Origin of the sequence: Nocardia sp. NPDC052566, from assembly GCF_044547285.1 — a bacterium.
GTDB lineage: Bacteria > Actinomycetota > Actinomycetes > Mycobacteriales > Mycobacteriaceae > Nocardia.
On the sequence record NZ_JBIUAF010000003.1, the window covers coordinates 453,171 to 478,376 of the forward strand.

Annotated in this window: 18 protein-coding genes and 1 pseudogene; 13 read left to right on the forward strand and 6 right to left on the reverse strand. The window is 67.5% G+C overall.

Features of this window, described 5'->3' with window-relative positions; all coding sequences use genetic code 11:
* Positions 1–98: 98 nt before the first annotated feature.
* Entirely contained in the window at positions 99–2,393 is a 2,295-nt protein-coding gene (gene purL / locus ACIG5A_RS16290; RefSeq protein ID WP_397241015.1) for a phosphoribosylformylglycinamidine synthase subunit PurL, read from the forward strand.
* 16 nt (positions 2,394–2,409) lie between these two features.
* Entirely contained in the window at positions 2,410–4,122 is a 1,713-nt protein-coding gene (locus ACIG5A_RS16295; protein WP_397241016.1) for an alpha/beta hydrolase, read from the forward strand.
* Positions 4,123–4,185: 63 nt separating this feature from the next.
* On the opposite strand, the gene ACIG5A_RS16300 is transcribed toward ACIG5A_RS16295, so the two are convergent.
* Entirely contained in the window at positions 4,186–4,476 is a 291-nt protein-coding gene (locus ACIG5A_RS16300) for a YiaA/YiaB family inner membrane protein (protein WP_397241017.1), read from the reverse strand.
* Positions 4,477–4,735: 259 nt separating this feature from the next.
* Here ACIG5A_RS16300 and ACIG5A_RS16305 point away from each other — a divergent pair, with 259 nt between their 5' ends.
* From ACIG5A_RS16305 to ACIG5A_RS16325, 5 genes are all read left to right on the forward strand, one after another.
* On the forward strand, positions 4,736–6,502 hold the full coding sequence (locus tag ACIG5A_RS16305) for an alpha/beta hydrolase (protein ID WP_397241018.1): 1,767 nt from the start codon (positions 4,736–4,738) through the stop codon (positions 6,500–6,502).
* Positions 6,499–7,122 (forward strand): lysostaphin resistance A-like protein, encoded by a 624-nt coding sequence (locus tag ACIG5A_RS16310; RefSeq protein ID WP_397241019.1) that lies wholly within the window; start codon positions 6,499–6,501, stop codon positions 7,120–7,122. The genes ACIG5A_RS16305 and ACIG5A_RS16310 overlap by 4 nt, the downstream gene beginning before the upstream one ends.
* Positions 7,123–7,235: 113 nt before the next feature.
* Entirely contained in the window at positions 7,236–9,350 is a 2,115-nt protein-coding gene (locus tag ACIG5A_RS16315) for an ATP-binding protein (RefSeq protein ID WP_397241812.1), read from the forward strand.
* A 126-nt stretch (positions 9,351–9,476) separates the two neighbouring features.
* Positions 9,477–10,934 carry a serine hydrolase domain-containing protein gene (locus tag ACIG5A_RS16320; RefSeq protein ID WP_397241020.1) on the forward strand — a complete coding sequence of 486 codons (1,458 nt, stop codon included), beginning with the start codon at positions 9,477–9,479 and terminating at the stop codon, positions 10,932–10,934.
* A 74-nt stretch (positions 10,935–11,008) separates the two neighbouring features.
* A complete protein-coding gene (locus tag ACIG5A_RS16325) occupies positions 11,009–11,392 on the forward strand; it encodes a sterol carrier family protein (RefSeq protein ID WP_397241021.1) in 384 nt (127 codons plus the stop codon).
* Positions 11,393–11,398: 6 nt separating this feature from the next.
* On the opposite strand, the gene ACIG5A_RS16330 is transcribed toward ACIG5A_RS16325, so the two are convergent.
* A complete protein-coding gene (locus ACIG5A_RS16330) occupies positions 11,399–12,667 on the reverse strand; it encodes a YhgE/Pip domain-containing protein (protein WP_397241814.1) in 1,269 nt (422 codons plus the stop codon).
* Between the two features lie 264 nt (positions 12,668–12,931).
* On the opposite strand from ACIG5A_RS16330, the gene purF reads away from it, so the two are divergent.
* The 6 genes and pseudogenes from purF to purM all read left to right on the forward strand — a co-directional run bounded on the left by purF (position 12,932) and on the right by purM (position 21,714).
* Positions 12,932–14,509 carry an amidophosphoribosyltransferase gene (gene purF, locus ACIG5A_RS16335; protein ID WP_397241022.1) on the forward strand — a complete coding sequence of 526 codons (1,578 nt, stop codon included), beginning with the start codon at positions 12,932–12,934 and terminating at the stop codon, positions 14,507–14,509.
* A 424-nt stretch (positions 14,510–14,933) separates the two neighbouring features.
* The gene (locus ACIG5A_RS16340) at positions 14,934–16,532 is read left to right on the forward strand and encodes an ABC transporter substrate-binding protein (RefSeq protein ID WP_397241023.1); all 1,599 of its coding nucleotides are present in this window, start codon (positions 14,934–14,936) and stop codon (positions 16,530–16,532) included.
* A 125-nt stretch (positions 16,533–16,657) separates the two neighbouring features.
* Positions 16,658–17,668, forward strand: coding sequence for an ABC transporter permease (locus tag ACIG5A_RS16345; RefSeq protein WP_397241816.1), 1,011 nt, complete (start codon positions 16,658–16,660; stop codon positions 17,666–17,668).
* Positions 17,668–18,624 (forward strand): annotated as a pseudogene (locus ACIG5A_RS16350) (ABC transporter permease); the annotation flags it as partial. The gene ACIG5A_RS16345 and the pseudogene ACIG5A_RS16350, both read left to right, overlap by 1 nt.
* A gap of 218 nt (positions 18,625–18,842) precedes the next feature.
* Positions 18,843–20,519, forward strand: coding sequence for an ABC transporter ATP-binding protein (locus tag ACIG5A_RS16355; protein WP_397241024.1), 1,677 nt, complete (start codon positions 18,843–18,845; stop codon positions 20,517–20,519).
* A 118-nt stretch (positions 20,520–20,637) separates the two neighbouring features.
* A complete protein-coding gene (purM, locus tag ACIG5A_RS16360; RefSeq protein ID WP_397241025.1) occupies positions 20,638–21,714 on the forward strand; it encodes a phosphoribosylformylglycinamidine cyclo-ligase in 1,077 nt (358 codons plus the stop codon).
* A 199-nt stretch (positions 21,715–21,913) separates the two neighbouring features.
* On the opposite strand, the gene ACIG5A_RS16365 is transcribed toward purM, so the two are convergent.
* From ACIG5A_RS16365 to ACIG5A_RS16380, 4 genes are all read right to left on the reverse strand, one after another.
* Positions 21,914–22,132, reverse strand: coding sequence for a DUF3073 domain-containing protein (locus tag ACIG5A_RS16365; RefSeq protein ID WP_397241026.1), 219 nt, complete (start codon positions 22,130–22,132; stop codon positions 21,914–21,916).
* Positions 22,133–22,307: 175 nt separating this feature from the next.
* Positions 22,308–23,258: an asparaginase gene (locus ACIG5A_RS16370; protein ID WP_397241027.1), complete on the reverse strand. Its 951-nt coding sequence runs from the start codon at positions 23,256–23,258 to the stop codon at positions 22,308–22,310.
* On the reverse strand, positions 23,255–24,016 hold the full coding sequence (locus ACIG5A_RS16375) for an MOSC domain-containing protein (RefSeq protein ID WP_397241028.1): 762 nt from the start codon (positions 24,014–24,016) through the stop codon (positions 23,255–23,257). Before ACIG5A_RS16375 ends, ACIG5A_RS16370 begins: the two co-directional genes overlap by 4 nt.
* Before the next feature lie 12 nt (positions 24,017–24,028).
* Positions 24,029–25,144, reverse strand: coding sequence for a YgfZ/GcvT domain-containing protein (locus ACIG5A_RS16380; RefSeq protein WP_397241029.1), 1,116 nt, complete (start codon positions 25,142–25,144; stop codon positions 24,029–24,031).
* Positions 25,145–25,206 lie beyond the last annotated feature (62 nt).

The window sequence follows — 25,206 nt, forward strand, 5'->3', positions numbered from 1 at the left end:
CCAGTAAAGCCCGGAACCGGCGCGCCGAGCGGTCACGGCTAAACTCCGTTACGAATCCCCAGCTTCGCGCTCCCGGCCCGAAAGGACCCTGGTACTCCGTGACTCCGCAGGTCGACACCGTCAGCGCAGCCGCAGCAACCCCCGATGTGCCGCAGCCCTACAAAGAGCTAGGTCTGAAGGACGACGAATACGCGCGCATCAAGGAAATTCTGGGCCGCAGGCCGACCGACGCCGAGTTGGCGATGTACTCGGTGATGTGGAGCGAGCACTGCTCGTACAAGTCCTCGAAGGTGCATCTGCGCTACTTCGGTGAGACGACCACCGACGAGATGCGCGCCTCCATGCTCGCGGGCATCGGCGAGAACGCGGGCGTCGTCGACGTCGGCGACGGCTGGGCGGTCACCTTCAAGGTGGAAAGCCACAACCATCCCTCCTACGTCGAGCCCTACCAGGGCGCGGCCACCGGCGTCGGCGGCATCGTGCGCGACATCATGGCGATGGGCGCGCGCCCGATCGCGGTGATGGACCAGCTGCGCTTCGGTGCGGCGGACGCGGCCGACACCCGCCGCGTCGTCGACGGCGTGGTGCGCGGCGTCGGCGGCTACGGCAACTCGCTCGGCCTGCCGAATATCGGCGGCGAGACCGTCTTCGACGCCTCCTACCAGGGCAACCCGCTGGTGAACGCGCTGTGCGCCGGTGTGATGCGGGTCGAGGACCTGCACCTCGCCTTCGCCTCCGGCACCGGCAACAAGATCATCCTGTTCGGTGCGCGCACCGGCCTCGACGGCATCGGCGGCGTGTCCGTGCTCGCCTCGGACACCTTCTCCGGCGACGAGTCGGGCACCGGCCGCAAGAAACTGCCGAGCGTCCAGGTCGGCGACCCGTTCACCGAGAAGGTGCTCATCGAGTGCTGTCTCGAGCTGTACGCCGCCAAGCTTGTCGTCGGCATCCAGGACCTCGGCGGCGCCGGGCTGTCCTGCGCCACCTCCGAACTCGCGGCCGCGGGCGACGGCGGCATGCACATCGACCTGACCAAGGTGCCGCTGCGCGCCAAGGGCATGACACCGGCCGAGGTGCTCTCCAGCGAATCGCAGGAGCGCATGTGCGCGGTGGTCACGCCGGAGAACGTGGACGCGTTCATGGCCGTCTGCCACAGGTGGGATGTGCTCGCCACGGTGATCGGCGAGGTCACCGACGGTGACCGGCTGGTCATCAGCTGGCACGGCGAGACCGTCGTCGACGTGCCGCCGCGCACCGTCGCCCACCAGGGCCCGGTGTACGAGCGCCCGGTGCAGCGCCCCGATTTCCAGGACGCGCTGATCGCCGATACCCCGGACACGCTGCCGCGGCCGAAGACCGCCGACGAGCTGCACGCGACGCTGCTGCAGATGATCGCCAGCCCGCAGCTGTGCAGCCGCAGGTGGATCACCGAGCAGTACGACCGCTACGTGCGCGGCAACACCGTGCTGGCCGAGCACGCGGACGCGGGCGTCATCCGGATCGACGAGGAGACCGGCCGCGGTATCGCGCTGGCCACCGATGCCTCCGGCCGCTACACCAAGCTGGACCCGTACACCGGCGCGCAGCTCGCGCTGGCCGAGGCCTTCCGCAACGTGGCCACCACCGGCGCGACGCCCAAGGCCGTCACCAACTGCCTCAACTTCGGTTCCCCGGAGGATCCCGGCGTGATGTGGCAGTTCCAGCAGGCCGTGCGCGGTCTGGCGGACGGCTGTGTCGCCCTTGGTATTCCGGTCACCGGCGGCAACGTCAGCTTCTACAACCAGACCGGCCAGGACGCCATCCTGCCCACCCCGGTGGTCGGCGTACTCGGCGTCATCGACGATGTGCACCGCCGCATCCCGACCGGCCTCGGCCTGGAGCCGGGCGAGACGCTGATCCTGCTCGGCGACACCGCCGACGAATTCGGCGGCTCCATCTGGTCCCAGGTCGCGCACGACCACCTCGGCGGCGTGCCGCCGAAGGTCGACTTCGCCCGTGAGCAGCTGCTCGCCGAGGTGCTCGTCGCCGGGTCGCGCGACGGCATGATCAGTGCGGCGCACGACCTTTCGGAGGGTGGCCTGGCGCAGACCGTGGTCGAGGCCGCGCTCGCCGGCGAAACCGGTTGCCGCATCCTGCTTCCCGAGGGCGCCGACCCGTTCGTCGCGCTGTTCTCCGAGTCGGCGGGCCGCGTGCTCGTCGCGGTGCCGCGCTCGGAGGAGACCCGCTTCACCAAGATGTGCAGCGCGCGCGAATTGCCGTGGGTGCGTATCGGCGTGGTTGACCAGGGTTCGGATTCGGTCGAGGTGCAGGGCCAGTTCTCGGTGCCGCTGACCGAACTGCGCGAGGCGTTCGAGGGCACCCTGCCCAAGCTGTTCGGAGCACACGCGGTCTGACGACACGGAGGTTCGGATGGACCTGGCTCGGCTACGTTATGTGGAACGCTTCGTCCATCCGAACTATCCCGGCCTGATCGTCGGGACGCTCGCCTTCGTCCTGTCGCTGACACCCTCACTGCTGCCGCGTGATTGGCTGTTCCAGGGGTTGGTCAGCGGGATCAACGCCGCGATCGGCTACGGCATCGGCGCGCTGCTCGAGTGGTCGTACCGCAAATGGATTCGGCCGCGGCTGCCCGCCGCGATCACCGATCTGCGCACCGGGCAACCGGATTGGCTGCCCGGCGCGCTGAAGGTGACGACCATGGCGGCCTGTGTCGTCATCGCGGTGTTCACGCTGGTGCAGTCGGCCCGCTGGCAGCGCGAGATCACCGCGCTCATGGGGATGGCGCCCATCACGACCTCCGGCTATCTGCGCACCGGTGGGCTGAGCCTGCTCGTCGGCTGGATCGCGATCGCCATCTTCCGGCGGGTGCGCTGGCTGATCCGCCTGGTCGCCGCCGAGTTCATCCGGCGCACCAGAATGCCGGTGCGCCTCGCCTGGTGGAGCGGCGTGCTGGTGGTCACCGTGCTCGCCGTGCTGCTGTTCAACGGTGTGCTGGTCAAAAGCTTCTTCGCGGTGGCCAATTCGGCGTTCAGCGTGCGCAACGGTCACACCTCGCCCAATGCCACCCAGCCGATGCTGCCCGAACGGTCCGGCAGCCCCGAATCGCTGGCGAAGTGGGACACCCTCGGTTCGGAGGGTCGCTGGTTCGTTTCCTTCGTGCCCACCGCCGCCGATATCGCCAGGGTGACGGGAAAGCCCGCCCGCGAACCGATTCGGGTGTACGCCGGGCTGGAGTCGGCGAAAGACCCTGCCGCGCAGGCCGATCTGGCGGTCGCCGAACTGGAGCGCACGCACGCCTTCGAACGCAAGGCGCTGGTGGTGGTGACCACGACGGGCACCGGCTGGGTCGACTCGACCAGCGTGGCATCGGTCGAGCTGATGTACGGCGGCGACACCGCGGTGGTGGCCACCCAGTATTCGTATCTGCCCAGCGTGCTCTCATTCCTGTCGGACAAGGAAAAAGCCACCCGCATGGGAAAGCTGGTGTTCGACAAGGTTTATGAACACTGGTCGGCGCGGCCCGTCGAAGCGCGCCCGAAACTGCTCGTCTACGGCGAAAGCCTCGGCTCGCAGGGGTCCGAGGGCGCCTTCGCCGATCTGGCGGATATCCGGGCGCGGACCGACGGTGTGCTGTGGGTCGGGCCGCCGAATTCGAACCGGCTGTGGTCGCAGTTCATCGCCCGCCGCGATCCGGGAACACCTGAGGTGCAACCGATCTACGCGGACGGGTTGACGGTGCGGTTCGCCCTCGATCGCGCCGATCTCGCTCGCCCGCCGACGGAATGGCGCGCACCGCGCATCGCCTACCTGCAGCACGCCTCGGATCCGGTCATCTGGTGGTCGCCCGATCTGCTGTTCAGCGAACCGGATTGGCTGAAAGAGCCGCGCGGACCGGACGTCTCGCAGACCATGGCGTGGTATCCCATCGTGACGTTCTGGCAGGTCGCCGCCGACCTGCCGAATGCGCAGCGGGTACCCGACGGGCACGGACACAATTACGGCACAGTGGTTTTGGATGCCTGGGCCGCGATCGTCGAGCCGCCGGACTGGTCGGCGGAGCTGAGTGAGCGGATCCGGGCGTATCTGGTGGAATCCTCGGCGCTCGAGCACAAGCTGAAGTGAGGAAAAGCCCCACCTGGACGGGTCCGGACCCCTCGTTTGCCGGACTCGTCCAGGTGGGAGTTGTTATGCGGCGGACTTGAACTGATCGTTCTCGGCGATGAACTTCTGCAACCTCGCCTCATCGATCCGGTTCAGGAATGAAGCCGACTCCTGCTGATCACGGATCACCTTCGCCAGCGTGAAGGTGCTGGTGACCAGGAACAGCACGGACATCGCGAGGAAACCGCGCTGCCAAATATCAAGCGGCAGATAGAAGATGCCGATGCCCGTTGCCAAAAAGCTGACGCCGAACGCGATCGCGGCCTGCGCGATGAACGCCGAGGTGGTCTTCGGCTGTGCATTGGGAGTGCTCATGCCTGCGCCTCGCTGGCGCTCGGCTTCGGCATGCGCACAGCGCGCTGATGCATTATTCGCTCGCTTCGCTCGCTTCGCTCGCTTCGCTCACTCATGGGTAAGAAGTCTGCTGATGTACCAGCGCAGGCGACCGCGTACAACTACTCGAGCGGTCTGGGTACTTGCCGTCGGCTCCGCTGAGTGTGATCTGCGTCGGCCCGACCGCGTGGCGTGGGCCGCTACGCACCCATCTGTCTGAGGAGACCGCCATACTGTTGCGGTGCCCGAGACCGCCGTAGCGGTGCCCGAGACCGCCACGATATTGACGAGGCTGCGCACGCGCGGCGTCGCGCTCGTGCGTCGCCTCGAGCAGATCATCGATCTCAACTACGCCGGGCTTGTCGTCGCGACGGTGTTCTTCGCACTCTCGGTGACACCGTCGCTGGTGCCGCGCGACTGGCTGTTCCAGGGGCTGATCAGCGGCGTCAACGCCGCGCTCGGCTACGGCCTCGGCTGTGTGCTGGAATGGCTGTTCCGGCTGTGGATCTGGCCGCAGGTGACCAAACGGCTGACGCTGCCCGCGCCACCGACCTGGGTGCGCTACTCGGTGAAGTCGGCCATCCTGTTCACCTGCGCGATCAGTGCCGCGTTCATGCTCGTGCAGTCGGCGCGCTGGCAGCGCGAGATCACCGCGCTGATGGGGATGACCGGCACCACGACGCCCGCTTACCTGCGCACCGGCCTGCTCAGCATGGCGGTCGGCGCGGCGGTGGTCGCGGTCTACCGGACGGTGCGCGAGATCATCCTGTTCCTGGCCCGCTGGCTCAACCGCTGGGTGCGCATCCCGCGCGAGCTGGCGCCGTCGGTCGGATTCCTGCTGCTCGTGGTGTTCACCGTGACGATATTCAACGGTGTTGCCTCGCGCGCCTTCTTCGCCGTCGCCAACTCGGCGTTCAGCGTGCGCAATGATCACACCTCGCAGAACGCGGTACAGCCGCAGCAGGACGAGCGCTCGGGCAGCCCGGCCTCGCTGGCCAAATGGGAGACGCTCGGTTTCGAGGGGCGCTGGTTCGTCTCGCACGGGCCGACCGCGAGCCGGATCAGCGCGCTCACCGGGCAGCCCGCCAAGGAACCGATCCGCGCCTACGTCGGTCTGGAGTCGGCGGCGGATCCCGAGGCGCGCGCCGAACTCGCCGCCGAAGAACTGGAGCGCACCAAGGCCTTCGATCGCAAAGTGCTGGTGGTGATCACCACGACCGGTACCGGGTGGGTGAACTCCATGTCGGCCGGCGCCATCGAGTACATGTACGGCGGCGACACCGCGCTGGTTGCCTCGCAGTATTCGTATCTGCCCAGCGTGCTTTCGTTCCTCGCGGACCGCGGCAAGGCGACCACCGCGGGCAAGCTGGTGTTCGACGCGGTCTACCGGCATTGGAGCGCGCGGCCCTCGGAATCCCGGCCGAAGCTGCTCGTGTACGGGGAGAGCCTCGGCTCACAGGGTTCGGAGGCGGCCTTCGACGGTCTCGCCGACCTGCGGTCGAAGGTGGACGGTGCGCTGTGGGTCGGTCCGCCGAACTCGAATCGACTATGGGAGCAGTTCGTTTCGCGGCGCGACCCCGGATCCCGTGAGGTGTCGCCGGTGTACGCGGACGGCTTGGTCGTCCGATTTGCTTCGGACAGTGCGGATTTGGCGCGCCCGTCGACGGAGTGGCGCGCGCCGCGCATCGCCTATCTGCAACACGCCTCCGACCCGATCGTCTGGTGGTCCTCGGATCTCATCTTCTCCCAACCGGATTGGCTGTCCGAACCGCGCGGCTCGGACGTCACACCGCAGATGCGGTGGTGGCCCTTCGTCACCTTCTGGCAGGTGAGCGCCGACCTGACCAATGCCCAGGGCGTCACCGACGGCCACGGCCACACCTACGGCACCCTGGTACTCGACGGCTGGGCGGCCATCGCGCCCCCACCGGGCTGGACCGCGGAGCTCCAGGAGAAGATTCGCCCCGAGATCGACGCCACCGAGGACTACGAGCGGAAGATGAAGTGAGCGTTGGCAAATCCGCCGCCGCCGCTGGTGTCGCCCTCCTGTGGAGCAACTGGGCGCTGCCCCGACTCGGTCTCGATCTGCGCGGCCGCACCGCCGCCAACACCGCGTTCGCCACCGGCTACGCCGTCACTTTCGGCGGCGAACCGCACTGGTTCTCCGCCCGCGGACTCCGCTACGGCCTGCTCTCCGCCTCGCTCGTCACCGCCGGTTACGCTGCCGCACTGTCGATTCCGCCCCTGCGCAAGCTCTTGGCCGTCGAAGCCAGGGAGACAGAGGTATCGAACCTCGAATGGGCCGCGGTACACATCCCCCTCGGCACCGTCTACACCGAAGAACTCATCTTCCGCGCCACCCTGGACCCCTTGCTGGACAACACCTTCGGCCCCCGCCCCGGCACCCTCCTCGGCGCACTCACCTTCGGCCTCTGGCACATCCACCCCGCCCGATCCGCAGGCGACAACGCCCCCCTCGCAGTCCTCGCCACCGCCCTGGGCAGCCTCCCCCTCGGCTGGCTCCGCCGCCACACCACCAGCACCACCGCACCCTCCCTCCTGCACCTGGCGATCAATACGGGCGGTGTTCTCGCCTCGCACGCGGCCGAACAGCCGCACGCCCTTTGATTTCCCGCACACCAATTCGCCTGCGATTCGGTGTGCGGTAAATCAAGAGATATGCGTTTGTCCTGTTATGAATCGGTCGTCGGATGTTCAGGCGACGGTTATCCGTGGGGACGATGATGGCGGGTGCCCAGGCATATGGGTGGCTAATACATTCGGGCGGATTTGGGGGCCCGGGCATGGACGACTACGGCAACGGCGCTGGATTCATCGACACCGCCGGGCACAAGTACACGATGCGGATCAGCAGGCTGACCATCGACAAGTTGGGGATCAGGCTGTACGACCGGGTTTCCGCGGTGCTCGCCGAGCTCATCGCGAATTCGTATGACGCGGATGCGACCAGGGTCGAGGTGTCGCTGCCCTGGGGCGTGACATTGGCCGGGACCGTGCGGGCGGCGGGGCAGGCGCCACACGAAATCGTGGTGCGGGACAACGGGCACGGGATGACGGCCGATGAGATCAATCGGCATTATCTGATGGTCGGTTCCGATCGCCGGGTGCGCACTGGTACCGATCTGTCGCGGGCGCTGGAGCGACCGGTCATGGGGCGCAAGGGAATCGGCAAGCTCGCGCCGTTCGGGATCTGCCGGACCATCGAGGTGATCACGGCGGGCGGGTCCGATGACGAATGCACGGCGCAGGGGTGGCCGGTCGCCAACATCATCATGAGTTTGGATGACATGCTCTCCGATACCGAGCGGGATTACCATCCGCGGCCCGGTCCGGAGGACGGGACGTTCACCATTCATCGTGGCACCACGGTGATTCTGCGGGACTTTTTCCGCAAGCGGGTGAATACCGGGCCCGAACTCAGTCGCCAGCTCGCGGCCAGGTTCGGTTTGGAGCGGACCGATTGGCAGGTCTCGGTGCGCAACAGTCTTGCGGCGGGGCGGCCGCAGATGTTCCTGCTCAGCGATCTGCCGATCGATCTGATGGAGGAGACGAAGATCGATGTGAGCACCCAACCGGTGCGGGTCGGGGATCGGTTCCTGCCGGTGACGGGGTGGGCCGCGTATTCGAAGAATCCGTATCGGGATGAGGCGATGGCCGGGGTGCGGATCTACGCGCGGGGCAAATTGGTCGCGCAGACAAGGGATTTCGGGATCTCGTCCGGGTTCACCGGTGAGTTCAAGCTGCGGTCCTATCTGGTCGGGGCGATCCATGTGCCGTGGCTGGACGAGGAGGAGGATCTGGTTCGGTCGGACCGGCAGGACATCATCTGGAATTCCGAACGGGGCGAGGCCCTTTCGGCGTGGGGGCGCAACCTGGTCCGGGAACTCGGCAGGCTCGGTGAGAATTCGGTGAAGCGGCGGGTGTGGGAGGAGTTCGTCGAGAGGTCGGGCATCCAGGCGAAGTTGCAGGCGATGGCGCCGAACGACGCGATGTTCCGCAAGTCGGTGATGGACGCCGCGCGAATCCTGGTGAACAACAAGGACAGGGCCGCGCTGGACGACCGGACGCATGTGGACAGCATTGTCCGCCTGGCGCTTTCGCTCGGGCCGCAGCGGAGTCTGCTGGAGACGCTGAAAGAGGTTGCCGCCGATACCGAGAACCAGCTGGATGTCGTGGTGGCGCTGTTCGAGACGGCGAGGGTGGCCGAGGTCTACTCGCTGGGGCAGATCGCCTCGGAGCGGGTCGCGGTGGTGGCGCGGTTGCAGGATCTGATCGACGACCGGCGCTCGCTGGAGCGCCCGTTCCAGGAGTTGATCGAACGGGCGCCGTGGTTGCTCGCCCCGGAGTGGACCCCGCTCGGGATGAACGAATCGCTGAAGCGGGTGCGGGCGAGCTTCGAGCGCTGGTACGCGCAGAAATTCGGCGTCACGCTGGTGACCTCGGCGATCGGCAGCGCGAAGCGTGAACCCGATTTCGTGCTGCTGCACGATGCGGGGGAGCTGTGGATCGTGGAGATCAAGCGGATGGACTATCACCTCACCGACGAGGAGTACAACCGCGCCATCAACTACCTGTACTCGCTGGACCGGTTCCTCGACGACAATCCGCGCATCGGCGCCCAATTCCCGCGCCGCAGGCTGAGTTTCATCGTCGACCACATCGACAAGCTCGGCCCCGCCTCGCTGTCGTCACTGGTCAGCGACACCAGGATCGATCGCCGCACCTGGCGCGAACTGCTCGACTCCACGCTGCGCGCGCACCGGGACTTCCTGGACCGGGTGTATGCGATGAAGCTCGGCGAACCGGACGAGAACCGCTCGGTCGTCGGCGAGTAACCCGGCGCTGACCAGGCAAATCTCCTGCGCACACACTTCCATATTGCGCACAGCGTTCCATTGTGCGTACAGTGTTCGCATACGGAAACGGCGTACGCGCCGAGTGGAACTGGATGGAGATACGCAATGTCGAACACTGTGAACTACGGCGCCGAGGGCAACTGGAAGGTCGAAGGGGAGTGGGGCAGCGCGGATTCCGCGGGCCGGACCTTCTCGGTGGCGCGCTGGCAGCAGCGGTTCGACGAACTGCGCGCCGCCCACCACGTGCCGGGCGCCTCGCTGGCCATCCTGATCGACGGGCAGGTCTACGAATTGGCCAGCGGAGTGCTGCACCGCGGCACCGGCGTCGAGGCCACCACCGATTCGGTGTACCTGTGCGGTTCGGTCGCCAAGGTCTACACCGCGACGATGATCATGCGGCTGGTCGACGCGGGCAAGCTCGACCTCGACGCGCGGGTCGTCGACGTACTTCCCGAGTTCGCCACCCCGGATCCCGAAGCGACGCAACAGATCACCATCCGCCAGCTGCTCAGTCACACCGGCGGCGTGACCAACGACTTCCTGTACGACGCCGGCCGCGGTGACGACTGCCTTGCCGAATACGTCAGGGCGGCAAGGGAAGTCGAACTGGACTGCAAGCCGGGCACGGCGGTCTCCTACGGCGGCCTCGGCTACATGGTGCTCGGCCGAATCATCGAAGTGGTGACCGGTACGACCTGGGACCAGGCGCTGCAGGACCTGCTCGCCACCCCGCTCGGCCTCGGCCACACCGTGACGCTGCCCGAGCAGGCGCTGAGCCACCGCGTGGCGATGAGCCACCTCGGTGAGCCGGGTCAGTACCCGGATCCGGCGCCCGCGTGGGATCTCATGCCCCGCGCGGTCGCGCCGGCGGGCCGGATCATCAGCTCGGCGGGCGATATGGTCCGCTTCGCCCGCATGCACCTCGACGGCGGCCGCGCCGCCGACGGCACCGCCGTGCTCTCCGCCGAAACGACGGCGCTGATGCAGCAGCGCGTGGTGGACGTGCCGGACAAGTGGTCGGTCAGCGCGGACGGCTGGGGCCTCGGCTGGACCCTGTACGACTGGGACGGCATCGCCGGCTTCGGGCACGACGGCGCCGCGGTCGGTCAGTACGCCTACCTGCGCGTCGTCCCCGGCGCGAAGGTGGCCGTCGCGCTGCTCACCAATGGTGGTGGCGCACGCCAGCTCTACGCATCGCTGTTCCGTGAGCTGCTTGCGGAGATCGCCGGTGTGCGCATCCCTGAGGCGTTCGGTCCCGCGACCCCGCCGATCCAGGTGCCGATCGACCCGTTCGTCGGCGTCTACAAGCGCGCCGGTGTCGTCATCACCGTCAGCAAGAAGGCCGACGGCTCTGCCCACATGCTTTACGACTTCGTCGACGGGATGGCGGGTGTGTCGCCCGCGCTGAGCATGGAGCTCACCCCGGTCTCGGAGAACGTCTTCGCGGCCTCCGGCGCGGGTCCCTCCTTCGCCGAGGACTACATGCCGGTCGTCTTCGCCACCCTCACCGACGGCACCGAGGCCTGCTACGTCGGCATGCGCGCCACCCCCAAGCAGAGCTGACCCTTCGAAACCAGTGCGGCCGGGCCATAACCCGGCCGCACTGTCGTGTCGCACCCCGGCGGTAACCTCGCCGGGTGGCGAGACAATCGGTGAGCCCGGCCGAGCTGAGGTCGGCGGTACAGGCAGTGCACGAGTGGTTGCGTGACGACGCGACACCGGCGCCGACCAGGACCGAACTCGCGGCCGCCGTCCGCACCACCGCGCGCACGCTCGCCGCCTCGGCCCCCGGCCATTCGGTGGAGGTGCGCGTACCGCCGTTCGTCGCGGTGCAGTGCATCGAAGGCCCGCGCCACACCAGGGGCACCCCGCCCAACGTGGTCGAAACCGACCCGCGCACGTGGCTGCTGCTGGCCACCGGCCTGCTCGACTTCGCGGCCGCCGTCGACTCCGGCGCGCTCACCGCCTCGGGCAGCCGGGCGGCCGAAATCGCCCACTGGCTGCCCGTCGCCAAGGCCTGAGCCCGCTCAGGCGGCGGCGCGGTTGGTGCGCTCGAGCCCCTTCAGGTCGTAGTACTTGGTGATCACGAGCCCGAGCACCAGGCCGATGCCGAGGCCGAGCACGGACATCCAAACGCCGCGCGACAGCCCGGCGGAGGCGTTGCCGTCGAAGTAGAGGATCGAGCGGACGCCGAGGAAGACCTGGTGCATCGGTTCGAAATTGGCCAGCCAGGCAAAGTACTTGGGCGTCGCCTCGATCGGTACGGTGCCGCCGGACGACGGCAGGCCGAGCACGATGAACAGGATCAGGTTCACCAGCAGGCCCGCCGAGCCGATGGCGGCCAGGGTGGACAGGCAGGTGAAACCGACGGCGATCATCGCGAGCGCGCTGAACAGGAACAGTTGCAGCGGATGGTCGATCGGCATGTCCAGTGCGTTGCCGACGATCAGGAACACCGCCGAGACGACATTCGCGGTGATCAGCATCACGCCCCATTTGATCAGCAGCGTGTGGAACCGGGAGATCGGCGTCGGCGGGTAGTGCACGTACCACGGGCCGTATTCGGTGGGCACGAAGCCGAGTTGCGCATCGATCATGGTGTGGATGACCATCGCCCCCACCATTCCGGACAGCAGGAGCAGCAGCGCGTAGAAGAACGCGGAGAGCCCTTGGCCGGTGCCATCGGGCAGCGGGTGATACTGCTGGACAACGACTTTCACCGGATCGGCGATCGCGACCCGAGCCGCGCCGGACAGCTGGGGCGCGGGCGGTCCACCCGGCGGCGGCGTGAGGTTCGCGTTCACCTGTTCGGTGAGCTGGGTGCCCACCTGCTTGTTCACTTCGGTCAGCGCCTGATTGCCGACGCGCAGCATGATCTGGGTGCCGAAGGCGCCGGTGCGCGGATTGGTCTGCAGCGTGATGATCGGCCGCTGGATATCACCGGGGACGACGCTGCCGATGCCGAGAATGCCGAGCCGCTTGCTGAAATCGCTCGGGATGACGATGGAGCCGTAGACCTTCCCCGACTGCATCTGCTGCTCGGCCTCGCTGATCCCGATCACGCGCAGATCGACCTTGTCCGCCGGGACGCCCTTGGCGAGCGCAGCGGCGATCTGATCGCCGAAGTTCACCTGCTTCTGCTGATCGCCCTGGCCGATGACGTCGCCGACGTCCTGGTTGACCAGCGCGATCGGGAAGTCGTGCAGGTTCTTCTCGGGATCGATGACGTAGTCCAGGTACATGACGCCGAGCAGCGAGGTGAGCACCGTGAGCACCGCGAGCGGCAGCAGCACGATGCGCAGCCAGCGCCTGCGGTCGAGCCGGACCGTGCCCGTGCCGCCGGGGGTACCGGCCGTGCCGTCCGTGGCTGTGGCCGTGCCGTCGGAGGTCGCGTCCGAGCTGTCCGAAGTCGTCACGGTCGCACCGTAACAGCTGATTACGGCGGATTATCGATGCATCGCCCACCGGATTGCTACTCGGATGCGGTGGCGGTGATCACCCGTCGACATTCACCCGTAGAATGACGAGTGCCCCCAGCCCGCCCGAACAGGGAGCAAACGGTGACCAACGCCGAACTACCCGTCGTAGCAACCTCCGCCGCCCCGGATCTCGATGAGAACGAGCCACGCGAGGAGTGTGGCGTCTTCGGAGTCTGGGCGCCGAGCGAGGACGTGGCCAAGCTCACGTACTACGGACTCTATGCGCTACAGCACCGCGGTCAGGAGGCGGCGGGCATCGCCGTCGCGGACGGCTCGCAGGTGCTGGTCTTCAAGGATCTCGGCCTGGTCAGTCAGGTGTTCGACGAGCAGACCCTGGCCGCCATGCCTGGCCACATCGCCATCGGGCACTGCCGCTACTCCACCACCGGCGGCGTCACCTGGGAGAATGCCCAGCCGATCTTCCGCACCACCGCCGTCGGCTCCGGACTTGCCCTCGGGCACAACGGCAATCTGGTCAACACCGCCGAATTGGCCGGTCGGGCAAGGGAACTCGGACTGATCGGCGGGGTGACCAACGGCCGCCCCGGCCCGGTTGCCGCCACCTCCGACTCCGATGTGATCACCGCGCTGCTCGCGCACGCCGCCGCCGATTCCAGTATCGAGCAGGCCGCCATGGCGCTGCTGCCGACGCTGAAGGGCGCCTTCTGCCTCACCTTCATGGACGAGCACACCCTCTACGCCGCGCGCGACCCGCACGGCGTGCGCCCGCTGTGCCTCGGCAGGCTCGACCGTGGCTGGGTCGTTGCCAGTGAAACCGCCGCGCTCGATATCGTCGGCGCCGCGTTCGTCAGGGAGATCGAACCGGGCGAACTGCTGGCGATCGATGCCGACGGCGTGCGCTCGATGCGCTTCGCGAATCCGGAGCCGAAGGGCTGTGTCTTCGAATTCGTCTACCTGGCCCGCCCGGACAGCACCATCTCCGGCCGCTCGGTGCATGCCACCCGAGTGGATATCGGCCGTCGCCTCGCCAAGGAACATCCGGTCGACGCCGATCTGGTGATCCCGGTGCCCGAATCCGGGACGCCCGCCGCGGTCGGCTACGCGCAGGGGTCCGGCGTGCCCTATGGGCAGGGCCTGATGAAGAACGCCTACGTGGGCCGCACCTTCATCCAGCCGAGCCAGACCATCCGTCAGCTCGGCATCCGGCTCAAGCTGAATCCGCTGCGCGAGGTGATCCGCGGCAAGCGGCTCATCGTGGTCGACGATTCCATCGTGCGCGGCAACACCCAGCGCGCGCTGATCAGGATGCTGCGCGAGGCGGGTGCGCTGGAGATCCACGTGCGGATCGCCTCGCCGCCGGTGAAGTGGCCGTGCTTCTACGGCATCGACTTCGCCTCGCGGGCGGAGCTGATCGCCAACGGTGCGGGTGCCGAAGGCAGCTTCGAGGAGATGGTCGAGGGTGTGCGCCGCTCGATCGGTGCCGACACGCTCGGCTATATCTCCACCGAGGGCATGATCGCCGCGACCGAGCAGCCGCGTTCGCGGCTGTGCTGCGCGTGCTTCGACGGCAGCTACCCGATTCCGCTGCCCGCCGAGGCCGCGATCGGCAAGAACGTGCTCGAGGGCGTGCTCACCGGACAGTCCGAGGCGATGCTGCTCGGCGAGAACGCGAACGCGAGTGCGCTCAGCAGGCCCTGACTACACAGCGTCTTCCCATGAAGGTGGCCACCACCCGGACAACCGGGTCGGTGGCCACCTTCATTGATGTCTCGGTGTGTCGCAGAGTGATTCATCCGTGTTGCCCGAATTCTGGTACGCGCGTCGAGGTTTGAGCCTGCGATGTACTGGGTACCGAGCCGTTGCTGTCGACCTCGGTGTCATGGCGTCCTCGAGACATCGCGGATCGAAAAATCTCGCAGACCTCGGCGTTCAACCGGTCGTCCTGCACCGGCTGTGCATCATTCGCAACAGTGGCTAACAACCCCGTGATTTTTTCTCTGGAAACGCAACGTTTCTTTAACGATTCGTGGGTACGGTGCCCGCTAGATCGGAAGTTCACCGCGTCTCAGCGTGTCCTGTGATCCAGGACACGCAGTGTGGCGCGCTCGAGAAGTGGGGCCTGATGTTGGTTTCTAGGTATAGGACGAGGGGGATCGCCGCCATCGGTTTGGCAGCGCTCGTCGCGTCCGCCCTCGCGGGTTGCGGTTCCGGCCGTACCGGTGGTGGTGGCGAGGCCGGTATTGTCGCCGGCACCATCGACAAGATCTTCTCGCTGGATCCGGCGGCCGCATACGACAACGGATCACTGCTGGTCGAGACCCAGATCTACTCGTATCTGCTGAATTTCCCGCCCGGCGACGCGACACCCAAGCCGGACGCCGCCGAGAAGTGCGCCTTCACCACGCCGACCGTGTACACCTGCACGCTGCGGCCCGATGTGAAGTTCGTCAACGGGAACCCGCTGACCGCCAAGAGCGTCAAGTTCTCGTTCGACCGGATGCTCAAGATCAATGATCCGAACGGCCCCGCCTCGCTGCTGGCCAACCTGGACAAGACCGACATCGTCGACGACAAGACCGTCGCGTTCACCCTGAAGAACGCCAACGACCAGACCTTCCCGTCGATCCTGGCCACGCAGGCAGGTCCGATCGTGGACGAGAAGGTGTTCCCCGCGGACAAGGTCGCGGCCGACGAGGACGTGGTGAAGGCCAAGGGCTACTCCGGCCCGTTCACCATCGAGAGCTACGACAAGAACAAGCTCGTCGAATACAAGGCGAACCCCGACTACAAGGGCATCCTCGGCAAGCCGAAGACCGAGCGGGTTTCCACCAAGTACTACGCCACCTCCGACAACCTGAAGCTGGACCTGGAGAACGGCGCGATCGACGTCGGCTACCGCACCTTCACCCCGACCGAGATCGAGTCGATGCGCAGCGGTGGCAAGGTGCAGGTGCTCGACGGCCCCGGTGGTGAGTTGCGCTACATCGTGTTCAACTTCAACACGATGCCGGGCGGCACGCCGCAGCAGAAGCTGGCCGTGCGCAAGGCGCTCGCCTCCTCCGTCGACCGCGACGCGCTGGCACAGAGCGTGTACAAGGGCACCTTCCAGCCCGCGTATTCGTCGGTGCCGCAAGGCATGCCGGGTGCGACCGAGTCGTTCAAGGAGATCTACGGCGCCAAGCCGAACAAGGAGCAGGCGTCGAAGTTCCTCTCCGAGGCGGGCGTCGCGACCCCGGTCGAGCTGAACCTGCAGTACAACCCGGATCACTACGGCACGTCCAGCTCCGAGGAATACGCCGCGATCAAGTCGCAGCTGGAGACCACCGGCCTGTTCAAGGTCAACCTGCAGTCCACGGAATGGGTTACCTACCAACGGGAACGGGCGCGCGACAGCTACCCGCTCTACCAATTCGGCTGGTTCCCGGACTATCCGGATCCGGACGACTACCTGACCCCGTTCTTCGCTCCGAACAACTTCCTGCAGTCGCATTTCGAAGACCCGAGCATCACCGCACAGCTGACCGCCGAAGCCACCGAAGGCAACAAGGACAAGCGCGTACAGCTGCTGCAAGCCGTGCAGAAGGATCTGGCGGCCAACCATGTGCCGATCGTTCCGCTGCTGTCCGGCAAGCAGATCGCGATCGCTGGTAAGGGCGTGCAGGGCGTCCAGCAGACGCTGGATCCGTCCTACAAATTCCGTTACACGGTGCTGAGCAAGTGACATCCGGCGCTGCCGGGCCCGAATCGGTAGCCGTTTCCGACAGGGAAGCGGCTCCGGTTCGGGCCCGGCGTTTCGGGCTGCCGCGAATCGGCGGATCAGGCAGCAGTGACTCCAGGCAGCTCGCCCTGCTGCGTTACCTGGGGATTCGGCTGCTGCTGATCCTGCCGACCGCGTGGATCCTGGTCACGGTGGTGTTCTTCCTGATGCGGGTGGTCGGCGATCCGATCAGCGCCGCGATGGGCGGACGCCTGACCCAGGCACAGATCGAAGAGCGTAAAGAAGCGGCCGGGCTGAACCGGCCGATCCTCACCCAGTACTGGGAATATCTCACCGGGCTGCTGCGCGGCGATCTCGGCCACTCCCAAGACAATCGGCAGATCAGCGAGGTCGTCATGACCTACGGCGCCGCCACCTTGGAACTGGTCTTCTGGTCGCTGCTCGTGGCCTTTGCCGTCGGCGTTCCGCTCGGCAGATACGCGGCGACACATCGTGATTCGGTCACCGACGGCGGTCTGCGGCTTTTCGGTGTCCTCGCCTACGCGGCGCCGGTGTTCTACGTCGGCCTGCTGCTCAAGCTGATCTTCGCGGTCAAGCTGGACTGGTTCCCGGTCGCGGGCCGGGCGAGCACCAATGTCGAACTGCAACTGCAGCACGTCTCGCCCAAGACCAACATCATGCTGGTCGACGCGATTCTCTACGGCGACACCAACTATCTGGTCGACGTGCTCAAACACGCGGTGCTGCCCGCGCTCGCGCTCGGACTGCTCACCGCGGGCATCTTCCTGAGGCTGGTGCGGGTCAACCTGATTCAGACACTGCGTAGCGACTACGTCGAGGCGGCACGGGCGCGCGGGCTGTCCGCGCGCGTGGTCACCGGGCGGCATGCGGTGCGCAACGCGCTGATTCCGATCATCACGGTGATGGGTCTCTACATCGCGATGATGCTCGGCGGCGCGGTACTCACCGAGACCACCTTCGAATGGAAGGGTCTCGGCTATCAGCTCGCGGAGTACCTCAAGGCGCGCGATTTCATTGCGGTGCAAGGCATCGTCGCGTTCGTCGCGCTGGTGGTCGCGGTCATGAGCTTCATCGTCGACGCCATCGTCGCGCTGATCGATCCGAGAGTGAGGTTCTGATGGCCGCTCCGGAATTGGCGAACGAACCCGTGGTGGTGCCGCCGGTGCCACCCTCGGTGCGGCGCAGGCGAATACCAGGGCTGCGACTGATCTCGATGACCGTCGGCGTGCAGCGTGCGACGCTGATAGTCGGCCTCGCGCTGGTCGCGATCTTCGTGTTCCTCGCGGTCTTCGCACCGCTGATCGCGCCCTACGGCTTCTATCAAAACGCCGCCGACGGTGTGGAATTCGCGCGCTCGCAGGCGCCGTCGGCGGAGCACTGGTTCGGCACATCGATCCGCGGCGAGGACGTGTTCTCCCGGGTGATCTTCGGCGCGCGCACCGCGCTGCTCGTCATCGTGATCTCGCTGGTGCTCTCGCTGCTGATCGGCGTACCGCTCGGCCTGGTGTCCGGCTACATCGGGCGCTGGGTGGACCGGGTGCTCGTGCTGTTCATGGACGCGATCTACGCGTTCCCGACGCTGCTGCTCGCGATCGTGGTCTCCATCGTGGTGGCGGGCGGGCGATCGAGCAGCTTCGGCGGCATGGTGTCCGCGGCCGTCGCGATCACGGCCATCTATGTGCCGCAATACTTCCGGGTGGTGCGCAATGCCACCGTTGCGGTGAAACAGGAACCGTACGTCGACGCGGCCAGGGTCACCGGCGCGTCGACGGCGCGAATCATGTTCCGGCACATCCTCGCCAACGTCACCCAGTCGCTGCCGGTGATCGTCACGCTCAACGGCGGCGACGCCATCCTCACGCTGGCCGGGCTCGGCTTCCTCGGCTTCGGTATCGAACCGACGCAGGCCGCCGAGTGGGGTTTCGACCTCAACAAGTCGTTGCAGGAGGTGTCCAACGGGGTCTGGTGGACGAGTATCTTCCCCGGTACCGCCATCGTGCTCGTGGTACTCGGGCTGACGCTGGTCGGCGAGAGCCTCAACGAGGTGCTCAACCCGCTGCTGCGCACCCGCCGTGCGCCGGGCAAGGCCACCGTCGCCGCGGATACCGCCACACTGACGGTCGGTGCGAGCGGCACCCCGGTCATGCTCGAAAACAGTGACGGCACAGGGGCTCTCACCACGGCCGAGCTGGAGGATCTGCTGCTCGCCGAAGCCGAGGTTCCGGCCGACGGCGACACCGGCACCGGCACCGGCACCGAAAAGCCAAGCGCACCAGGGGAAGGAGAAGCACGTTGACGAAAGCGACAGGGCGGCCCGCGCTGTCCATCGAATCGCTGTCGGTCACCTTCGCCACCGACGCGGGACCGGTGCACGCGGTCACCGATGTGTCCTACGAGGTGTTCCCCGGCGAGGTGCTCGCCATCGTCGGCGAATCCGGGTCGGGTAAATCGGTCAGCTCGCGCACCGCGATCGGGCTGCTGCCCGATACCGCGCAGGTGCGCGGGCTGGTCACCCTCGGCTCCGAGAAGATCACCTCGATGAGCGAGCGACAGCTCACCGCGCTGCGCGGCGGGGCGATCTCGATGGTGTTCCAGGAACCGGGCCGCGCGCTCGACCCACTGTTCACCGTCGGCTTCCAGATCGTCGAGGCGCTACGCGCGCACAGCGATATGGGCCGCAAGGCGGCACGTGCGCGTGCGGTCGAACTGCTGCGGATGGTCGGGCTGCCCGATCCCGAGCACCGGGTCGACTACTACCCGCATCAGCTCTCCGGTGGGCAGAAGCAGCGCGTGATGATCGCGATCGCCATCTCCTGCGAGCCGAAGGTGATCATCGCCGACGAGCCGACCACCGCGCTCGACGTCACCGTGCAGGCGGAGATCCTAGAGCTGCTGCGCGATCTGCGCGACCGGATCGGCAGCGCCATCGTGCTGATCACACACAACATGGGCGTGGTCGCCGACCTGGCCGACCGGGTCGTCGTGATGCGCGACGGCCGGGTGGTCGAGCAGGCCTCGGTGGACGACCTGTTCGCCAGGCCGCAGGAGGAGTACACCCGCAAACTGCTCGCGGCCGTCCCGCACCTCGGCACCAGCCAGCTCGAGCACGGCGGCGTCGAGGAGAAGGCCGCCGCCGAGCCGGTGCTCGAGGTGAGCAACCTGGTTGTCCAGTTCCCCGGACCGTTCGGCCGCCCGCCGTTCCGTGCGGTGGACGACGTCTGCCTGACCATCGCGCCGGGCGAAACCGTCGGCCTGGTAGGCGAATCCGGCTCGGGCAAGTCGACCATCGGCCGCTGTGTCGCCGCACTCCAGCGGCCGACCTCCGGCGTGGTGAAGATCCGCGGCCAGGACATCGCCGGTATGTCGCAGCGGGTGCTGCGGCCGATCCGGCGGCGCTTCGGCTTCGTCTTCCAGGATCCGGCCAGCTCGCTCAACCCGCGGCTCACCGTCGGCGAGTGCGTGGCCGAGCCGCTGATCGTGCACAAGGTCGGCAACTCCGAGGAGATCCGCGCCAGGGTGCGCAAGCTGCTCGACGACGTGCAACTGCCCGCGGGCACCGAACGCCGGTATCCGCACGAGCTGTCCGGCGGCCAGCGCCAGCGGGCCAGCCTCGCCAGGGCGCTGATCCTCGATCCGGACCTGCTCGTCGCCGACGAGCCGACCAGCGCGCTCGACGTGTCGGTGCAGGCGGCGGTGCTCGAACTGTTCGGCAAGCTCCAGCAGGAGTGCGGCTGGGCCTGCCTGTTCATCAGCCACGACCTCGCCGTGGTCGATCAGCTCGCCGACCGCATCGTCGTGCTGCGCGACGGCGCCGTCGTCGAACAGGGCGACCGCGACCGCATCCTGCGCAACCCTCAGGAGGAGTACACCAAGCGCCTCGTCGCCGCCGTCCCCGTCCCCGACCCCGCCGAACAACGCCGCCGCCGCGAAGCCGCGGCCGGACTGTTCGTCGGCGAGGGCAGCGTGTGATGCGCCGCAATTCAGCACTGTCAAGAGGAGGAGTCAACTCAGGTGCGAGGTCGTTATGCCTCTCGGGTAGCGTGATCAGGCATCTATCCGCCGATTCGGTTTGGAGCTTTCCCCCAAAATGACTGAACAGACCCCCAGTGGTGGTGCCTCGTACGCCGCGGCCGGCGTGGACATCGAGGCAGGTGACCGCGCCGTCGAGTTGTTCGGGCCATTGGCCAAGAAGGCGAGCCGGCCCGAGGTCCAGGGTGGGCTCGGCGGCTTCGCCGGACTGTTCGCACTCAAGGGTGGCTACCGCGAGCCGCTGCTCGCCGCCTCGACCGACGGCGTCGGCACCAAGATCGCGGTGGCCCAGGCGATGGACAAGCACGACACCCTCGGCCTCGATCTGGTCGCCATGGTTGTCGACGATCTCGTCGTCTGCGGCGCCGAACCGCTGTTCCTGCAGGATTACATCGCCATCGGCAAGGTAGTCCCGGAGAAGGTGGCTCAGCTGGTCTCCGGCATCGCCGAGGGCTGTGTCCAGGCGGGCTGCGCGCTGCTGGGCGGCGAGACCGCCGAACATCCCGGCCTGATGGGTCCGGACGACTACGACCTGTCCGCGACGGGTGTCGGCGTGGTCGAGGCCGACGCGGTGCTCGGGCCGGACCGGGTGCGTCCCGGTGACGTGGTGATCGCCATGGGCTCCTCGGGCCTGCACTCCAACGGCTACAGCCTGGCGCGCAAGGTGTTGCTCGATATCGACCGGATGTCGCTCAGCGGGCATGTGGAGGAGTTCGGCCGCACCCTCGGCGAGGAACTGCTCGAGCCGACCCGCATCTACGCCAAGGACTGCCTCGCGCTGATCGCCGAGACCGATGTGCGCACCTTCGCGCACGTCACCGGTGGCGGCCTGGCGGCGAACCTGGCGCGGGTGCTGCCCGCGGGCATGGTCGCCGAACTCGACCGCGGCACCTGGAATCCCGCGCCGGTGTTCAAGATGATCGCCCAGCGCGGACGGGTCGAGCGGATCGAGATGGAGAAGACGTTCAACATGGGTGTCGGCATGGTCGCCGTCGTCGCCCCGGAGGACGTCGATCGCGCGCTCGCGGTGCTCACCGCGCGCCACATCGAATGCTGGACCCTCGGCAGCGTGAAGAAGGCCAAGGACGCCGACGCCGTGCGCGCCGTGCTCGTCGGCGAACACCCGCGCTTCTGAATCACCACTGTGCTACCCCGGCGAAAGCCGGGGTAGCACAGTGCATCTCGGCAAAATGCTCAGCACACACCAAAGTCCCGCATCGACCGATGCGGGACTTTTGATGTTGATGCGAGCCTCTAAGACCTAGGCCGCGACCCGGATTTCAACGCGGTGAAGGGGGAGGCCCGTCGGCCTCCCCCTTCACCGTCGTTCCGAGTCAGCGGCGCCAGTCGTCGTAGTCGTCGCCCTCGTCCCAACGGGATCGGGTTGAGGACTCGTCCGCGTCGTGCTCATCGGACAGCACACCACCACTCAGTTGGGAGTTGGGGCTTTCCGAAAGCTCGCGCTGAAGGCTCTGGAAGTCGGTCGGCGCAGAGCTGTACTTCAGCTCGCGTGCGACCTTAGTCTGCTTTGCCTTAGCCCGGCCACGGCCCATGGCTGACCCCCTCGCGTCACTGCGGGGCGGCCTGGGGTTTGTTGGCGGCCCCGTTCGAATTAATACTCTTCCTGACAGACACTTTAGCGTGTGTCTGTCGGTCTCGCTTCCAGGAGTGGGTCAACAACTCCCGAACTGGTGACGTTTGCCCGGTTGTCGCCCTCGGTCGGCGTGGCTAGAGCACTCCCGGGATCGCCCGGATGACTCCGACCCTCGCCCCGCCGCCGAGCACCGCGGGGGCCGCGAGCGCGGTGTGCGCATCGGTCCAGTCGACTCCCATGCGCTGCAAAATGGCCAGCGTCAAGGGCATCCGCGCGCGGTCGTGACCGTCGGCGATCTTGTAGGCGAAGGCGGTGCCGTCCGGCAGCGCGCCCGCGTGCACACCGTCGGCGCCGATCTTGCAGACCAGTCCGGGCGTGGCCTGCATGGTCAACAAGTCCGGTCCGTTCGTGCCCGAAATCACTCGCGGATGCGCGCGGATCGCATCGGCGACCCGCCGCTGCGGTGTGTCCGGATCCGAGGTCGCGAAGGTGGCGAACGCACGGGCCAGATTGACCAGCGAGACCGGGATGATCGGCAGGCCGCAGCCGTCGATGCCGAGGTCGGTTTCCGGCTCGCCGGTGAGGTCGGCGATGGTCTCGATCACGGCCTGCTGCAACGGGTGTGCCACGTCGAGGTAGCCCTCGGTCGGCCAGCCGTTGATCGCGCAGGTGGCCAGCATCGCGGCGTGCTTGCCGGAGCAGTTCATGAAGATGCGGCGCGGCTCACCCGCGGTCACCGCCTGGGCGCGCGCGGTCTCCTCGCTCGGAAAATCCGGTGGGCATTCCAGCGCCTTCTCGTCGAAGCCGAAGCGATCGAGCAGCCGCTGCACCAGCGCGACGTGATCGGCCTCCCCGTAGTGCGATGCCGCGGCGATGGCGAGCTCGGCGTCGTCGACCGGTTCGAAACCGTGGCGCAGCAAGGTGATCGCCTGCATGGGCTTGTTGGTGGAGCGCGGGTAGATCGGTACGTGCACCTCGCCGAGCTCGAGCGTCGGCTCGCCCGCGGCGTCGAGGATCACCACCGAGCCGCTGTGCACGCACTCGCGGAAGCCCGAGCGCACCACCTCGACGAGTTCCACCGTCATGACTTCGCCTCGCTGACGCTCGGCTTCGTCCTGACCGACGTCGCTGTGTCGTTGGTTCGTTCGCTGCGCGCACTCACGCTGGCTCCCATCCGTTGTTCGGCCGCCCTCGCCGCGTTGGCATGGCGGCGCGTGTGCCGCTCGATCTGCATCCGCACGTCGTCGGAGATCGACGGCTCGGCGGCGAGCAGCAGCGCGAGCCGATCGGGGTCGGCGCCGGTGAACAGGTCGCGGACGGTGACGCCGTGCTCGGGGGTGTGCTCCACCGAAATCTCGTCGCCCGCACCGATCGTGCCCTCGGTGAGCACGCGGAAGTAGGCGCCGGTATCGCTCTGCAGGGTGAACCGCTTCACCCACTGCGGCTCGCCGGACCAGTGCTGGAAGGTCGCGCACGGCACGCGCGGCGCGCTCACCTCGAGCAGGGTGTCGCCGATCGCCCAGCGGGCGCCGATCACCGCGTCGCTCAGTGGCAGGCCCGCGATGCGCAGGTTCTCGCCGAACCAGCCCGCGGGAAGTTCGCGCCCGAGTTCCTCGCCCCAGCGCCGCGCGTCCTGTTCGGCGTAGGCGTAAACGGCTTGGTGCGCGCCGCCGTGGTTCTTGGTGTCGCAGACGTGATCGCCGTCGAGGCCGAGCGCGCGCACGCCGACGCGACTCGGCATGGGGCGCTTATCGATCGCGGTACGGCCGACCTTGGTCGGCATCTCCAGTTCGGCGTGCACCACACAGACGGCGAGCACACGCGCGGGTTCGGTGAGGGACATCGGGACCTCCGATCAGCGGCCGCGCAGGCGGTCTACGGCGAGGCGGCCCGCCTGGGGCGCGTCGTCGGCGGGCACGCTGTCCGGGTCGATGGCCGCGGCGGTCGGGCCCGCCGTAAGCGCGGTGTCGGCGGGGACGGTGCGCTTGATCAGGGCCAGGGCGATGGGGCCGAGTTCGTAGTGGTCGATGACGGTGCCGAGGCGGCCGACCGCGCGGCCCCCCGCCGTAAGGTCGTCGCCGATGGCCGGGCGATCGTCGGCCGAGCCGTCCAGGTGCAGCAGCACCAGATGCCGCGGCGGCTTGCCCAGATTGTGCACGCGCGCAACTGTTTCCTGGCCCCGGTAGCACCCCTTGTCCAGATGCACCGCGCCGTGTTCGGCGATACCGCCGATCCAGCGGGCCTCGTGCGGGATGGTGCGCTCGTCGGTGTCCTGGCCGACGCGCGGCCGCAGCGCCGCGACGCGCAGCGCCTCGAAGGCCCACATGCCCGCGGGCGCGGCGCCCGCCTCGGTCAGCCGGGTCCACCAGACGGACAGCTCGGCGCGGGGGATCACCAGATCGAAGGAGTCGGCGGTCGGCCACGGCATCCGGCGCAGGAAACCGCCGCCAGGCACCGGCACCACCGCGTAGTCGCCGGGTAGCTCGGTGACGCCGAGCGTGCCGATCAGCCCGGCGACCTCGGGGCCGAGGAGGCTGAGCACCGCGTGATCGGCGGCCTCCTGCGGCTTGGCGTCGGCCCAGAAGACCATCTTGGTGAGGAAGGCGAGCAGGTCGGGACCGCGCTCGGCCTCGGTATCGATCCAGACGGTGCCGTCCAGCTCGGTGAGCACGAAGTGGTTGAGCACCCGGCCCTGCAGATCGAGGTCGAGGTTCTCCGCCGACTGCCGATCGCCGAGATTCGCGATGTGCTGGCTGGAGATGGTGTGCAGCCAGGTCAGCCGCTCGGCGCCGGTGATGCTCAGTACGAAACGGTGCGACCGATCGATGATCGCCACGCGTTGGGCCGCGGCCCGCTGCTCACCGAAGGGATCACCGTAATGCCAGGCCACGGCGGCGTCGGCGGAGCCGGACGCTCCCGCGACGGCGCCAGGAACACTGAGGATTGGGCTGGGCGCAACGACCACGGACACGATGACCACTCTATGCGCGCGCCGGGTTCGATGTCGTCAGTGGCCCTCGGGATCGGCTGATC